Source organism: Curtobacterium sp. B18 (genome assembly GCF_000333375.1).
Classification (GTDB): Bacteria; Actinomycetota; Actinomycetes; order Actinomycetales; family Microbacteriaceae; genus Curtobacterium.
In genome coordinates this window covers 1-14,526 of record NZ_BACZ01000575.1, presented here as the reverse complement: position 1 = coordinate 14,526, position 14,526 = coordinate 1, and the positions used below count along the sequence as shown (strand labels likewise).

Below are 14,526 nucleotides of genomic sequence, written 5' to 3'. Positions count from 1 at the left end.
GACGGGGATCGGCATCGGGCACACCCGGTGGGCGACGCACGGCGTTGTGCGCGAGACGAACGCCCACCCGCACGCGGATGCTTCCGGACGGATCAGCATCGTGCACAACGGGATCGTCGAGAACGCCGACCGGCTCCGGGCCACGCTCGAACGACAGGGACACGTGTTCTCGTCGGACGTCGACTCCGAGGTCATCGCGCACCTCGTCGAGCGGGCGCTCGCGGTGGACCCGGACCTCATGCTCGCGGTGCAGATCGCGACCGCGCAGCTCGAGGGCTCGTGGGCGATCGTCGTCCTCGACGCCCGGGACGGCCGCATGGTCGTCGCCGCCGAACGCTCCCCGCTCGTCGTCGCCCGATCGGCCCGCGGCGACTTCGTGGCGAGCGACATCGGGGCCGTCGCCGAGTGGTGCGAGACGTTCGTGGCGCTCCGCGACGGCGACGTCGTCGAACTCGGTGAGGCCTGGACGTGGTCGTCCTCCGGCGTGACCGTCCCGGTGCCGTTCCCGACGCCGTCGCCCTTCGCCGCGACCGCGCTCGACCTCGGCGAGCACCCGGACCACATGGCGAAGGAGATCGAGGAGCAGCCCGAGGTCGTCGCCTCGCTCCTCGACCGGCTCGCACGGGGGGCAGCGGACGGCAGCTCGTGGGTCGGCCTCGGCCTCCCCGGCTTCCACCGGCTGGCCATCGTCGCGTGCGGCACCTCCCTGAACGCCGGGCAGGTGATCGCCACCGCGCTCCGCAGCATCGGCGGCGTCCCGACCGACATCGTCGTCGCGAGCGAGGCCGACCAGGTGGTGCTCGGACCGGGGACGCTCGTCGTCGCCATCAGCCAGTCGGGCGAGACCGCCGACGTCCTCCGCGCCCTGGACCGCTTCGAGGACCGGCACCCGGTGCTCGCGCTCACGAACAACGTGCACTCGTCCCTCGCCCGGCGGGCGGACGCGGTGCTCGACTGCCACGCCGGTCCGGAGATCGGCGTCGCGGCGACGAAGACGTTCACCGCCCAGGTCGTCGTCGGTGTCGCCGCGGTGATCTCGGCACTCGTCGCCTCCGGACGGATCGACGGCGAACGCGCCGCTGCGCTCGTCGGCGAGCTGACCGACCTCCCCGCACGCCTCGACCACGCCGCCGCGATCGCCGCCGACCGCATCCCGCTGCTCGTGTCGAGCGTCAAGGACGCGACCGGCTTCCTCTTCCTCGGGCGCGGTGCCGGACTGCCGTACGCCGCCGAGGGTGCCCTGAAGCTCAAGGAGCTCAGCTACCGGTGGGCCGAGTCCTACCCGGCCGGCGAGCTGAAGCACGGCCCGCTCGCCCTCGTCGACCAGGGCACCCCCGTGGTCGTCGTCGACCACGGTGACCACCGGCTCCGGGCGAACATCGCCGAGGTCCGGGCCCGCGGCGGGTTCGTCATCACGATCGGCGGCGAGGGGTCGGACATCCCGGCGCTCGGTCGTCGCGTCGTCGGCGACCTCGCCTGGGGTCGTGCGACCGCGCCGTGGGGCCCGCTCGAGGCCGTCGTCCCCCTGCAGATGCTCGCCCGCGAACTCGCCCTCCAGCTCGGGTGCGACGTGGACAAGCCGAGGAACCTCGCCAAGTCGGTGACGGTCGAATAGCCAGGCACACGCGCTTCAACCGCCTGACGGTGTTCCTCGCCGTCCTCACGGCGCTCGCCATCGTCGCGACGATCATCGTGATCGCCGCGACGTTGGCGCCGCCGTCGCTCCCCCAGGGTCTTGCCGGGTTCTCCACGGAGGGTGCTGCGATCCTTGGGCCTTGACCACCGCAGCCCCACCCCTCGTCGTCGTCGCGCTCCTCGTCGGCGCGCTCCTGCCGTTCGTGCCGTTCGTCGGTCGCGTGGCGCGCATCGCCGCGACCATCGCGCACGAGGTGGGGCACGCCGTCGTCGTCGTGCCCTTCGGCGGGCGCATCCGGCGCATCGAGCTCCACCCGGACGGGTCCGGCGAGGCCTGGGTCCAGCTCGGCCGGGTGCCGGGCGGGATCCGCTGGCTCGTGCGGATCCTCAACCTGTACGCCGGGTACAGCGCGCCGCTCTGGGCGGGCGTGCTGCTCGTGACCGGGGTGCTGCACGGGTCGAGGTGGCTGCCCGTCGTGGTCCTCGGTGTCGTCGGGCTCGTCGCGCTCTGTTTCGTGCGGAACTGGTTCGGGATCCTCGTGGTGGTCGGCTTCGACGCCCTCGCGCTCTGGGTGGCGCTCCGTCCGTCGGAGACCACCGTGCTCGTGGTCGCGGCGGTCGGCGCGTTCTTCGTCGTCGACGGGCTGCGGTCGGTGGTGCAGGTCGCCCGGTGGCTCGCGACCGGCGCCCGCGTGCAGACCGACTTCCACATCGCCGCGGCCGAGATGCGGGTGCCGGCGACGGTGTGGTTCGTGCTGTTCCTCGCCGTGAACGCCGTGGCCGTGTGGCTCTGCCGCGGCCCGCTGCTCGAGGTCTGGTCGACCGTGTCCGACGGGGTGCGCGCGCTCGTCTGACGCGTGCGGCGGGAGGCGGGGCCGCGGCCGCGCGGTGCCGCGCGGGGTCGACTCGGTACGACAACATCGGTGTCGCACGACATCGACCATGTCGCACCCCAGCGCACGCAACAGTCGCACCCGCGCATCGGCGACAACACCGCTGTCGTACGACATCGACGTCGTCGCAACCCCGCGCACGCAACAGTTGCCCACGCGCGACAACGACGCGCTCGCTGTCGTACGACATCGACGTCGTCGCAACCCCGCGCACGCAACGACCGATGGGACGATGGCACGATGCACCTCGACGACGTGATCGCCGCCCTCGCCGACACGCACACGCACACGCCCGTGCCCGTGCCCGACCGCAACCGCTTCCTCGCGTTCGTGCGGATCCACGGCGACGCGGCACTCCGACGCGACGGCGGCCCGGAGCACCTCACCGCGTCGTGCTTCGTGTTCTCGCCCGACCTCCGGAGCGTGCTGCTGTGCCTGCACCGCAAGGGCCGGTTCTGGGTGCAGTTCGGTGGACACCTCGAACCGGACGACCGCGACCTCGCCGACACCGCACGCCGCGAGGCCCGCGAGGAGTCGGGCATCGCCGACCTCGACCTGCTCGACCGGGGTCTCGCGGACCTCGACCGTCACGACCTGCACGGAGGCTTCGCCTGCGCCGCGCACTGGGACGTCGGCTTCGTCGCCGTGGTCGACCCCGCCCGGGCGACCACCGTCAGCGACGAGAGCGACGACGTCCGGTGGTTCGCCCTCGACGCACTGCCCGAGGGCCTCGCGCCCGGGCTGCCCGAGGGCCTCGCGCCCGGGCTGCCCGCACGCCTGGCCGCGGTGGTCGCCACGGTCGCGCAGCGCGACTGACACCGGACGGGAGGCGCGGGGCGGCGCCGACCCGCGCCTCCCGTCCGATGCCTGCGCACCTTCCGACGTCGCGCGCGTCGATCGACGAGTGCAGTGTCGCGATCACCGCGCGAACCGCGCCGCCGCCCACCATCCACCGCGCACCGCGCTACTCCCAGGGGTGCTGCGCCAGCTCTGCCGGGTCGATCACCCGTCCGCCCGCGACCACGAGGGACCGCGGCACACGGCGCACCAGCGCGTCCATCGGGTTCTCCGCGTCGATCAGGACGACGTCCGCGCGCGCACCGGCGACGATGTCGTGCTCCTCGTCCGTGACGAACCGTGCGCCGTCGCGCGAGGCGATCTCGACCACCCGCACCAGGTCCTCGTCCCGCACCACCCCGCCGGCCCGCGCGTACTGCCACGCGATGCCGAGCAGGTCGCCGTCACCGTAGGGGCTCCACAGGTCGCGGATGCCGTCGGTGCCGAAGCCGAACCGCACCCCGGCGTCGTCGAACTCGTGCAGCGGCAGCTGCTGCATGCGCACCGGTGCGACCGTCGTCATCGTGACCCCGAGGCCCGCCATCCGGGCGAGCAGGTCGCGGCGCCGGACCGGATCGACGTCGACGATCGCGAAGCCGTGCGCGACGTTGACCCTCCCGGGCGCGATGCCGAGCCGCTCGACGCGGTCGAGGATCACGTCGAACGAGAACGCCCCGAGCTCGGCGGGCTCGTGCAGGTGGACGTCGATCCCGCACCCGGTGTCGGCGGCGATGTCGAACAGGCCGTCGAGCTGGCCGACGGGGTCACGGTCGATGAGCGACGGGTCGAGGCCGCCGATGTGGTCCGCTCCGCCCTCCGCCGCGCGGCGCAGCAGGTCGAGCACGCCGGGGCGCCGGAGCACGCCGTCCTGCGGGAACGCCACGATCGACAGCTCGACCGCGTCGTCGAGCGCTGCACCGGCGGCGCGGACGGCCTCGATGCCCCGGAGTCCGACGCCGAGGTCGACGTCCACGTGGGTGCGCACCCGGGTGGTGCCGGTGCGGAGCGACTCCCGCAGGACCCTGGTCGCGACGGCCTCGCTCGGGATCCCGAGGGCGTCACGCCGGGCTCGCTCGTGAGCGATCCGGCCCTCGGTCCCGCCCTCGCCGCCGTACGACTCCCACGGGTGGCCCCACCAGCTCTTGTCGACGTGCGCGTGCGTGTTGACCAGCCCGGGGAGCGCGAGCTGCCCACGGCCCTGCACCTCGGTCGCGCTGCCGGCCGGGACGGTGCCCGGGGGTGTGACCGCGGTGGTGCGGGAGCCGGCGACGACCACGTCGACGCGTTCCCCGCCCCACGGTCGCACGTCGCGGATGATCAGGGTCGCGTCCTCGTCCACCATGCCCCCACCCTGCCAGTCCGGCCGCACCGGGTGTGCGCGGGACCCGCCGTAACGGGACGCCGCAATCCGGTGGCGCCGACCGAAGCCTGCGAGAGTACCGGCACGACGACGGCAGGAGGTGTCCCGTGACGGACGAGGCGCACGGTTTCGCGACCGAGCAGGTGCACGGCGGGTTCCAGCCCGACCAGGGCCACGGTGCGAGGGTCCCCGCGATCCACATGTCGTCCGGCTTCCTGTTCGACGACTTCGACCAGGCCCGCGACCGCTTCGCCGGGACCGACGACGGCTACACCTACACGCGGCTGGGGAACCCCACGAACGCCGACGTCGAGCGCCGCGTCGCACTGCTCGAGCGCGGCGTCGAGGCGATCCTGGTGGGCAGTGGGCAGGCCGCGGCCACCGTCGCGTTCCTCGGCATCCTGCAGGCCGGTGACCACGTCGTGGCGGCCCGCAGCATCTACGAGGGCACCAAGGGCCTGCTCGTGCAGAACCTCGCACGCCTCGGGATCGAGGTCGACTTCGTCGCGGACCAGCGCGACCTCGACGAGTGGGCACGCCTGGTCCGCCCGAACACGAAGGCCTTCTTCGCCGAGACGATCCCGAACCCGAAGAACGACGTCCTCGACATCACCGGCGTCGCCGACACCGCGCACCGTGCGGGTGTGCCGCTCATCGTCGACAACACCCTCGCGACGCCGTACCTCGTGCGTCCGGTCGACCACGGCGCCGACATCGTCGTGCACTCGGCGTCGAAGTTCCTCTCCGGCCACGGTGCCGGACTCGGCGGCGTGGTCGTCGACGGCGGCACCTTCGACTGGTCGGCGTCTCCGGACCGCTGGGTGCACCTGACCAGCCCGGAACGGTCGCTCGGCGGCGAGAGCTACGTCGAGCGGTACGGAAGCCGCGCGTTCGTCGTCTTCGCACGCGACGTCGTCGCCTCGCGCATCGGCCCGACGCCCTCCCCCTTCAACTCCTTCCTGCTGCGCCAGGGCATCGAGACGCTGTCGCTGCGCGTGGAACGCCACAGCGCGAACGCGCTGGCCGTCGCGTCCTTCCTCGAGGAGCAGCCGGAGGTGACGAGCGTCGACTACGCGGGTCTGGCATCCAGTCCGTTCCACGACCTCGCCCAGCGCTACCTACCGCGCGGTGCCGGGTCCGTCTTCGCGTTCACGCTGGACGGCGGCGAAGCCGCGGCGCGGACCTTCATCGACAGCGTCCAGCTGTTCAGCCGGATGACCCACCTCGGTGACGTCCGCTCGCTGATCCTGCACCCCGCCACCACGACGCACGCCGGCAAGACGCCCCAGGAACGCGCCGATCAGGGCATCGACGACGGCCTCATCCGCCTGTCGGTCGGCATCGAGGACGTCGCGGACCTGGTCCGCGACCTGTCGCGCGGGTTCGCCGCGTTGCGCGGCGCGGGGGCGGGCCAGGAGGCGCGGGTCGGCTCCGACTCGGAGCTGGCCTCCCTCGAACACGCCGTCCCCGGCAACCACGTGATCGCGGAGGAACTCTAGGCAATGGCAGGACTGCAGCACTTCGGGTACTTCTTCTCGCGCGGGTTCGGCCCGCAGGCGTGGGGCCGGTCCGACTGGGACTGGGGGCACGACTGGACGAAGCCCGACCTCTACCAGCAGTCCGTCCGCGCCCTCGAGCAGGCCGGCATGGACCTCGTCATCGCCGAGGACGCGATCTCGCTCGGCAACCCGTCGACGCTCGACCTGCGGATCCGGCAGGCCTACGGCGGCCCGAAGCACGACCCGCTGCTCCTCGCGCCGTACCTGTTCGCCGCGACGTCGCACATCGGCATCGCCCCGACCGTGAACGCGGGGTTCACCCCGCCCTACCTCGCGGCCCGGCAGTTCGCGACGCTCGCGCACCTCTCCGGCGACCGCTTCGGCATCAACGTCGTCACCGACACCGGGAGCGCCCGGCACGCCGGGCTCGCTCCGCTCCCGCACGACGCCGCGTACGACCGCGCCGAGGAGTGGCTGCAGCTCGTCCGCCGGCTCTGGCACTCGTGGGGCTCCGGCTACGTCGGGGACCGCTCCGACTGGCACTTCGCCGACGGGGACGCCCTCGACGCGTTCCACCACGAGGGCGCCTACTTCACCGCGGACGGCCCGCTCAACGCCCTGCCGCTCGACGCCGACCCGATCGTGGTCTCCCCCGGCGGGTCCGGTCGCGGGCTGGCGTTCGCCGGGACGCACTCGGACGTCCAGCTCGCGCTCGCGCCGCTGTCCGTCGCGGCCGTGCGAGACTACCGCGCCCGGGTCCTCGTCGCGGCGGCCGACGCCGGACGCACTGCCGACGCGCTGCGGATCCTGTTCGTCCTCAAGCCCGAGATCGTGTCGTCGGCGGCCGAGGCGGACCGCGTCGTCGAGGCCTCACGCCACCCGTCCGACGATGACCTCCGCACCGCGGCGATCGCGTGGTCGAGCGACTCCGAGACCGACCTGCTCGCGCTCGACCTCGACGCGCCGATCCCGGCCGGGACCTTCGGCGACCACGTGTCGGCGGGGACGATCCGCGGCCTCGTCGGCGACACCCCCGACGCACCGCTGCGCACGCTCCTCGAACGCAAGGCCCGGAAGGGCCGGGTGTCCTCGCGCGAGGGCTTCGTCGGCACCGCCGACGAGTTCGCGGACTTCATCGAGGAGCTCGGCGCGGACGCCGACAACGACGGCATCATCTTCTCGGGCGACCTGCACCCGGCGCAGGTCTACCGGATGCTCGGCGACCTCGTGCCGGTGCTCCGGCGCCGTGGGCTCCTGCGACGGGAGTACGGCGCCGGAGGCACCCGGCAGAACCTGTTCGACTTCTGAGACCGCGCGCCCCGTCGCGCGGGTCCTAGTGGTGGACGGGCTCCACGACGCCGCTCTCCTCGACGTCGCGGACGTCCTCGGCGGTGCGGAGGATCTCGTCGCGGTCGGACGCGGAGTTGATCGCCCAGTAGTAGATCACCAGTGAGAACACCGCCACCACGACGATGTCGACCCACAGCGGGAAGAGCACGATCGGCGCCGTGGAGTTGAAGTCGCTGAGGTAGACGATGAGCCCCATGCCGACCAGGTACGGCAGCAGCCACTGGGCGGCCTTCCAGTCCCAGCGCGGGCGGACGCTCGAGGCGCCGCGGAACACGTTGTTCAGGATGATCACCACGGCACCGATGAGGATCGCGACGCCGAGCTTCCAGTCGGTGTCCCACCCGGTCCAGAGGATGATGAGGTTCGCGACGATGAAGGCGATCGGCGACAGCACCGACGCGGCCGGCATCCGGTAGGGCCGCTCGATCTCGGGGATCCGCTTCCGGAACGCGCCGAGGGCCAACGGTGCACCCGCGTACATCAGGACGGACGCGCTCGTGATCAGGCTGACCAACCCCTGCCACGACGGGAACGGCGCGAAGCACGCGCACCCGACGACGAACGCCACGATGAGGCCGACCCAGGGCACACCCTGCTTCGTCGTCCACTCGAAGGCCTTCGGGAAGTAGCCGTTGCGGCTGAGGCCGTACGAGATGCGGCTCGTCGCCGTCACGTAGATGAGCCCGGTGCCGGCCGGCGAGATGATCGCGTCGATGAAGATGATGACGGCGAGCCAGGTGATGCCGGCGGCCATCGCGATGTCAGCGAACGGGCCGGTGTACTTCGTGAAGTCCGCGGTGGCCCACGAGCCCTGGATCGCGTCGGAGCGGAGCACCCCGAGGAAGACGACCTGCAGCAGCAGGTAGATCACGAGGCCGATGAGCACGGAGCCGATCACGGCACGGGGGATGTCGCGCTTCGGGTTCTTGGCCTCGCCGGCGAGCTGGTCCGCCTGCTCGAAACCGAGGAACGCGAAGATGATGCCGGACGTCGACACGGCGGCCAGGATGCCCTTCGCCCCCTCGGGCATGAAGCCGTTCGCCGCCGTGAAGTTCGAGCCGTGGAACCCGCTGAACGCCAGCACGATGATGACGAGCAGGGGGATGGCGACCTTCCACCAGGTGGCGGCGGAGTTCGTGTTCGCCAGGATCCGCACGCTGAGCATGTTGATCACCGTGACGACGGCCATGAGCACGATCGCGACGGCGATGCCCGCCCCGGTCAACAGCTGCTGGGTCTCACCGTTGATCACGACGGTGTGCAGCCACGGACGCGCGAACTCCCAGTGCTGCGCGTACTTGATCATCGCCTCGACCTCGATCGGGGCGACGGTCACCGACTGCAACCACGAGAACCACCCGAAGGAGGCCCCGGCGATGCCACCGAAGGCGATGTGGGGGAACCGCGCCGTCCCGCCCGCGATCGGGAACATGCCACCGAGCTCGGCGTGCACGAGGGCGAGGACGAGGATCGCCACGCCACCGATGAGCCACGAGATGATCGCGGCGGGTCCGGCGGTCTTCAGGGCCTCCTGCGAACCGAAGAGCCAGCCGGAGCCGATGATCGACCCCGTCGAGGCCCAGATGAGCCCGATGAAGCCGACGTTGCGCTTGAGGCCGGAGTCCGGCAGCGCCTGTGTCGTTGTAGCCACTGTTGCTCCTGTCGATGAGCGCCGCCCCTCGGACGGGGGCTGCGCTCATCGACTCTGGCACCGTGACAGCGCTTTCGGTGGATTGTTTAACACGATGGAAACAATCGTGCTGTACAAGCCCTCAGGCTACTTCTTGTCCTGCTTCTTCTTGCTCTTCTTGTCCGACTTCTTCTTGTTCGACTTCTTCTTCTCGTCCTTCTTCTTGTCCGACTTGTTCTTGTCCTTCTTGCTCTTCGAGTCCTTCTTGTCCTTCTTGTCCTTCTTGGCGGGCGCGGGCGCGGGCGCGGGCACCGGCACCGGCACCGGCACGGGTTGGGCGTCGGGCGACTCCACCCCGTCGACGGGCTCGACCACCACCGCGCTCCCCGTGTCGGCGAGGACGTCGACCTCGTGCTCCTCGAGCGTCGGCGCGAGGGCGTCCTCAACCCGCTCGACCACGAGCGACGCACCGTCCTCGGCGAGCCGGACGAGCGCCTGGGCTGCCCGGACGCGGGTCGTCGTCTTCCGGGCGAGCACGTCGGCCCGAGCCCCCTCGAGGAAGGCGCGCAATGAGCGTTCGACGACCGAACGACCCCGTGGTGCCGAGCGGTCGAGGCGGTCGAGCTCGCCGGCCACACCCGACACGTCGTCCTCGACGTGCTCGTGGCGCACGGACTCGATGAGCGCAGCGATCGCTGCCGCACCGCGCTCCACCGCGGCGGATCGCTGGTCGAGCACCACGAGCATCTCGATCACCGAGCCGTACGTCACCGTCTCGAGGCGGACCGGCTCGGCCCCACGCCCGCGGATCACCAACCGGGCGTCCGGCGTCGGCAGCCACGCGGACAGCGCAGCGACGGTCGCGACCGAGGCCACCGCCCGCTCGTAGTCGGCGAGCACCACTCGCTCCTGCTCTCGCAGACGGACTCGGATCGCGATCTCCTGCACCACGCGTTGACCTCCCGTTCGCGGCGCGGGCGTGTTCCCGCGCCTGCTGCGGATCGTAGTCCCGGCAAGTGGCCGGACGACGAACGCCCCGACGCCGTCCGGGGACGGTGTCGGGGCGTTCGGGTGGCAGTGCGTGACAGCGGCTCGACGTTCGGCGAATGGTGGAGATGGGGGGAATCGAACCCCCGTCCATCGCTGCAATTCGACGTCTTCTACGGGCGTATCCGGATGGTTCGTTCTGCTCGGCCCCGTCCTTTGCTACCGGCTTCTAGGACGACGGGCCCAGTCTCAGTGCAAGTCCCGCACGGCCCTGAGGCGCAACCGTGCAGCAAGTCCTCTGGATGACGCCGGAACTCAGGTTAGAAGACGGTCACCTGGCCGACGGACTTCATGTGCTGGGCTGCTTACGCAGCGAGAGCGAAGTCAGTGCGCTTGGAATTGGCACTTGTTGTTTTCCACGGATCGTTCACGAGATGACCGTGGGTCCTCGGCCCGCTTCCCGTCGGCACACAGGCAATGTCGAAACCGATCATCCCCATGCGGGCCGGACGTGCGAGCCGCTGTCACGCTGTTGAGTTGCCAATGCTCCGATCGGAGCAGTCCCCCAGTCTAGCCGACCGAGGTGCGACGGCGCTACTCGCCGACGCGGTTCCGGGTGCGCATTGCCCGCTCGGCCTCGCGCTTGTCCGTCTTCTCGCGCAGCGCCTGGCGCTTGTCGAACTCGCGCTTGCCCTTTGCGACCGCGATCTCCACCTTGGCCCGGCCGTCGTGGAAGTAGATCTGCAGCGGGACGAGCGTGTAGCCGCCCTGCGCGGTCTTGTGCGAGATCTTCACGATCTGCTGCTTGTGGAGGAGCAGCTTCCGCTTGCGCCGGGGGGCGTGGTTGTTCCAGGTGCCCTCGGTGTACTCGGGGATGTGGACGGCATCGAGCCAGGCTTCGCCACCGTCGATGAAGGCGTACCCGTCGACGAGCGAGGCGCGTCCTTCGCGGAGGGACTTCACCTCGGTGCCGGAGAGCACCATGCCGGCCTCGTACGTGTCCTCGATCAGGTAGTCGTGACGCGCGCGACGGTTCGTCGCCACGATCTTCTCGCCGCGTTCCTTCGCCATGCGTGTCTCCCTCCGTGCGGTCGCTGCGGATGCGCAGCCCTACAGCGTACCCAACCCGCGGACGGTCCCGCACCTTCCCGGCGCGCCGCGCCGCCCCGTGCCGCGCCCGTGCTGCGTCCGTGCCGAACGCCCGGAACATTCGCGCTGAGCGACACCTCACGGCGCTCGGAGCACGTGAGGTGTCGCTCAGCGCGTGAGAACACCGACCGGCCGAGCCGAGCCGAGCCGGCCGGCCGCGCGTCAGACCTTCAGGTAGCGGCGGATCGCGACGAAGGCCGACAGCCCCGCGAGCACGATGCCGATCACGATCACCGACGGGACCACGATCGCGGCGTCCCCCATGCCGATGAACGCCGTCCCGGAGAACCGGATCGCCAGGTAGTTCCGCACGAAGAACCACACCACGGCCGTGATCGCCCCGCCGGCGAGGACCGCCCCGATGGCCGCGGCGATCACCCCCTCGAGCACGAACGGCGTCTGGATGAAGCGGTTCGACGCCCCGACCAACCGCATGATGCCGAGCTCCCGCCGTCGACTGAACGCCGACAACCGGATCGTGGTGGCGATGAGCAGCACGGCGGCGACGAGCATGAGCGCCGCGATGCCGATGGCCGTGTACGACGACGCGTTCAGCAGGTTGAAGATCGGTTGCAGGTACCCACGCTGGTCGACGACGCTCTGCACGCCCGCGACCTTCGACAGGCTCTCGACGAGCACGTCGGACTGCGACGGGTTCTTGAGGTTCACCCAGTAGGTCTCGTTGAGGTACTCGGGCTTGACGAACTCGGTGGCGGGCGAGTCCTTGAACTGCTGCTTGAACCGGGTGAAGGCGTCCTGCTGGTTCTCGAAGTAGAACTTCTCGATGTACGGCTTCAGGGTCGACGACTCGAGCTGCGCCTTGACCTGCGCCTGCTGGTCCGATGTGGCCTTCGCGCCGGTGCAGTTGCCGGTGGTGTCGGTGTCGGTGCACAGGTAGACGGCGACCTGCGCCCGGTCGTACCAGTACCCCTTCATCTGGTTGATCTGCATCTGGAGCAGGATCGCGGTGCCGACGAAGGTGAGCGAGATGAAGGTCACGAGGACGACGGACACGACCATCGACGCGTTGCGCCGCAGGCCCGAGCCGACCTCGGACATGACGAGCCCGAGCCTCATCGGATGATCCCCGGGATGGTCTGGATGCCGGTGGTGTTCGACACGGTGTTGCCTCGCTGGATCGGGACGGCCTGGGTCTGGTAGCCGCCGGACTGCTCGTCGCGCAGGATCGTGCCGTTCGACAGCTCGATCACCCGGCGCTGCATCTGGTTCACGATGCTCGCGTCGTGCGTGGCCATGAGCACGGTGGTGCCGCCCTGGTTGATGCGTTCGAGGAGCGCCATGATGCCGGCCGAGGTCGTCGGGTCGAGGTTGCCGGTGGGCTCGTCGGCGAGCAGGATCGCCGGCTTGTTCACGACAGCACGGGCGATCGCCACGCGCTGCTGCTCACCACCGGAGAGCTCGTGCGGCATGCGCGTCGCCTTGCCCGCGAGCCCGACGAGCTTCAGCACGTCGGTGACGGCCTCGCTGATGAAGCCCTTGCTCTTGCCGATCACCTGCAGCGAGAACGCGACGTTGTCGAACACGTTCTTGTTCGGCAGGAGACGGAAGTCCTGGAAGACCACGCCGAGGTTCCGGCGGAAGTACGGGACCTTGCGCGACGACAGGGCGCCGAGGCGCTGCCCGAGCACGTGGATCTGCCCGCGCGACGGCTTCTCCTCCTTCAGCACGAGGCGGAGGAAGCTGGACTTGCCGGAACCGGACGCGCCCACGAGGAAGACGAACTCCCCCTTGAGGATCTCGAGCGAGATGGCGTCGAGGGCCGGGCTCGGGTTGCCCGAGTACACCTTGGTGACCTGGTCGAATTTGATCATGACCGGATCAGGGTAGGTCGCCCCGACCGCAAATCAGCCGAGGCGCGCGGCTCGATTTCATCGACCGGGGTCGCAGGCTCCCCCGGCGCGGCGAGCGCCCTGCTGGCGCGTCGCCTCACGCATCGCCGCGCTTGCGCCAGCGGATGCCGGCGTTGATGAACCCGTCGAGGTCGCCGTCGAACACCGCTGAGGGGTTGTTCACCTCGTGCTCGCTCCGGAGGTCCTTCACCATCTGGTACGGCGCGAGGACGTACGAGCGGATCTGGTCGCCCCAGCTCGCCGTGATGTTGCCGGCGAGTTCCTTCTTCTTCGCGTTCTCCTCTTCCTTCTTGAGGAGCAGGAGGCGCGACTGCAGCACACGCATGGCGGCCGCACGGTTCTGGATCTGCGACTTCTCGTTCTGCATCGAGACCACGGTGCCGGTCGGGATGTGGGTCAGCCGGACCGCGGAGTCCGTCGTGTTGACCGACTGCCCGCCGGGGCCGGAGGACCGGAACACGTCGACGCGGATGTCGTTCTCGGGGATGTCGATCGACTCGGTCTCCGGCATGAGCGGGATGACCTCGACCGCGGCGAACGACGTCTGGCGCTTGCCCGCGGCGCCGAACGGCGACATCCGGACGAGCCGGTGCGTGCCGGCCTCGATCGACAGGGTGCCGAAGGCGTGCGGCGAGTCGACCTCGAACGTGGCCGACTTGATGCCGGCCTCTTCGGCGTAGGACGTCTCCATCACGGTGGTCTTGTAGCCGTGCTGCTCGGCGTACCGCAGGTACATGCGCAGCAGCATCTCGGCGAAGTCCGCGGCGTCGACGCCACCGGCACCCGCCCGGATCGTGATGACCGCGGGTCGGTCGTCGTACTCGCCGTCGAGGAGCGTCTGCACCTCGAGGTCGCCCATGGTCTTCTGGATCGCCTTGAGCTCGGCGGCGGCCTCGTCGGCGGAGTCCTGGTCGTCGGCCTCGTTCGCCATCTCGACCAGCACCTCGAGGTCGTCGATGCGCCGTTCGGTGTCGGTGATCTTCTTCAACTCGGACTGCCGGTGCGAGAGCGCGCTCGTCACCTGCTGCGCGTGCTCGACGTCGTCCCAGAGGTCCTGGGCCCCGGCCTGCTCGCTGAGGTCGGCGATCTCACGCTGCAGGCGGTCGACGTCGACCACCGAGCGGATGTTGCCGAAGGTCTCGCGGAGGGCGGAGAGCTGCTCGGTGAAGTCCAGTTCGACCATGATCACCGATCCTACCGGTGCTGCCGGGCCGGGAGGCGCGGTGCGGCCCCGGCGGACCGGTCAGCGCCCCAGGAGCGGTTCCCTCGACGCCATCCCCGCGGCCCCGGCGCGCGCGACCGCTCCGGCAGCGCG

At 70.5% G+C, this 14,526-nt stretch carries 13 protein-coding genes and 1 other RNA gene; 6 read left to right on the top strand and 8 right to left on the bottom strand.

Annotation, left to right across the window (positions count from 1 at the left end; all coding sequences use genetic code 11):
• From glmS to I5E_RS15500, 4 genes are all read left to right on the top strand, one after another.
• Positions 1-1,615 (top strand): glutamine--fructose-6-phosphate transaminase (isomerizing) (gene glmS / locus I5E_RS15515; protein ID WP_022907786.1); only part of this gene is annotated, 1,615 nt, incomplete at its 5' end.
• Between the two features lie 29 nt (positions 1,616-1,644).
• Positions 1,645-1,779, top strand: coding sequence for a hypothetical protein (locus tag I5E_RS26535; protein WP_022907785.1), 135 nt, complete (start codon positions 1,645-1,647; stop codon positions 1,777-1,779).
• The gene (locus tag I5E_RS22880) at positions 1,776-2,489 is read left to right on the top strand and encodes a M50 family metallopeptidase (RefSeq protein ID WP_022907784.1); all 714 of its coding nucleotides are present in this window, start codon (positions 1,776-1,778) and stop codon (positions 2,487-2,489) included. The genes I5E_RS26535 and I5E_RS22880 overlap by 4 nt, the downstream gene beginning before the upstream one ends.
• Before the next feature lie 279 nt (positions 2,490-2,768).
• A complete protein-coding gene (locus tag I5E_RS15500) occupies positions 2,769-3,344 on the top strand; it encodes an NUDIX hydrolase (RefSeq protein ID WP_022907783.1) in 576 nt (191 codons plus the stop codon).
• 148 nt (positions 3,345-3,492) lie between these two features.
• Here the strand turns inward: I5E_RS15500 and I5E_RS15495 are convergent, their stop codons facing one another.
• Positions 3,493-4,707, bottom strand: a complete 1,215-nt coding sequence (locus I5E_RS15495) for an amidohydrolase family protein (RefSeq protein ID WP_022907782.1) — start codon at positions 4,705-4,707, stop codon at positions 3,493-3,495.
• A gap of 125 nt (positions 4,708-4,832) precedes the next feature.
• Here I5E_RS15495 and I5E_RS15490 point away from each other — a divergent pair, with 125 nt between their 5' ends.
• Complete coding sequence (locus I5E_RS15490; protein WP_022907781.1) at positions 4,833-6,224, top strand: O-acetylhomoserine aminocarboxypropyltransferase/cysteine synthase family protein; 1,392 nt, start codon at positions 4,833-4,835, stop codon at positions 6,222-6,224.
• 3 nt (positions 6,225-6,227) lie between these two features.
• The gene (locus I5E_RS15485) at positions 6,228-7,532 is read left to right on the top strand and encodes an LLM class flavin-dependent oxidoreductase (RefSeq protein ID WP_022907780.1); all 1,305 of its coding nucleotides are present in this window, start codon (positions 6,228-6,230) and stop codon (positions 7,530-7,532) included.
• Positions 7,533-7,557: 25 nt separating this feature from the next.
• Here the strand turns inward: I5E_RS15485 and I5E_RS15480 are convergent, their stop codons facing one another.
• From I5E_RS15480 to prfB, 7 genes are all read right to left on the bottom strand, one after another.
• Positions 7,558-9,225 (bottom strand): APC family permease, encoded by a 1,668-nt coding sequence (locus tag I5E_RS15480; protein ID WP_022907779.1) that lies wholly within the window; start codon positions 9,223-9,225, stop codon positions 7,558-7,560.
• A 126-nt stretch (positions 9,226-9,351) separates the two neighbouring features.
• Positions 9,352-10,104: a hypothetical protein gene (locus I5E_RS15475; RefSeq protein WP_148286996.1), complete on the bottom strand. Its 753-nt coding sequence runs from the start codon at positions 10,102-10,104 to the stop codon at positions 9,352-9,354.
• Positions 10,105-10,311: 207 nt separating this feature from the next.
• Positions 10,312-10,689, bottom strand: a transfer-messenger RNA (tmRNA) gene (gene ssrA, locus I5E_RS23805).
• Between the two features lie 96 nt (positions 10,690-10,785).
• Complete coding sequence (gene smpB / locus I5E_RS15470; RefSeq protein ID WP_022907777.1) at positions 10,786-11,262, bottom strand: SsrA-binding protein SmpB; 477 nt, start codon at positions 11,260-11,262, stop codon at positions 10,786-10,788.
• A gap of 240 nt (positions 11,263-11,502) precedes the next feature.
• The gene (ftsX, locus tag I5E_RS15465) at positions 11,503-12,417 is read right to left on the bottom strand and encodes a permease-like cell division protein FtsX (RefSeq protein ID WP_031262922.1); all 915 of its coding nucleotides are present in this window, start codon (positions 12,415-12,417) and stop codon (positions 11,503-11,505) included.
• Positions 12,414-13,172: a cell division ATP-binding protein FtsE gene (gene ftsE, locus I5E_RS15460; protein WP_031262921.1), complete on the bottom strand. Its 759-nt coding sequence runs from the start codon at positions 13,170-13,172 to the stop codon at positions 12,414-12,416. The genes ftsX and ftsE overlap by 4 nt, the downstream gene beginning before the upstream one ends.
• Before the next feature lie 115 nt (positions 13,173-13,287).
• On the bottom strand, positions 13,288-14,394 hold the full coding sequence (gene prfB, locus I5E_RS15455; protein ID WP_031262920.1) for a peptide chain release factor 2: 1,107 nt from the start codon (positions 14,392-14,394) through the stop codon (positions 13,288-13,290).
• Positions 14,395-14,526: the final 132 nt, after the last annotated feature.

Coding starts and splice junctions, on each gene's coding strand:
- I5E_RS15500 (WP_022907783.1), top strand. CDS start 2,769: ATGCACCTCGACGACGTGATCGCCGCCCTCGCCGACACGCACACGCAC.
- I5E_RS15495 (WP_022907782.1), bottom strand. CDS start 4,707: ATGGTGGACGAGGACGCGACCCTGATCATCCGCGACGTGCGACCGTGG.
- I5E_RS15485 (WP_022907780.1), top strand. CDS start 6,228: ATGGCAGGACTGCAGCACTTCGGGTACTTCTTCTCGCGCGGGTTCGGC.
- smpB (WP_022907777.1), bottom strand. CDS start 11,262: ATGGCGAAGGAACGCGGCGAGAAGATCGTGGCGACGAACCGTCGCGCG.
- ftsX (WP_031262922.1), bottom strand. CDS start 12,417: ATGAGGCTCGGGCTCGTCATGTCCGAGGTCGGCTCGGGCCTGCGGCGC.
- ftsE (WP_031262921.1), bottom strand. CDS start 13,172: ATGATCAAATTCGACCAGGTCACCAAGGTGTACTCGGGCAACCCGAGC.
- prfB (WP_031262920.1), bottom strand. CDS start 14,394: ATGGTCGAACTGGACTTCACCGAGCAGCTCTCCGCCCTCCGCGAGACC.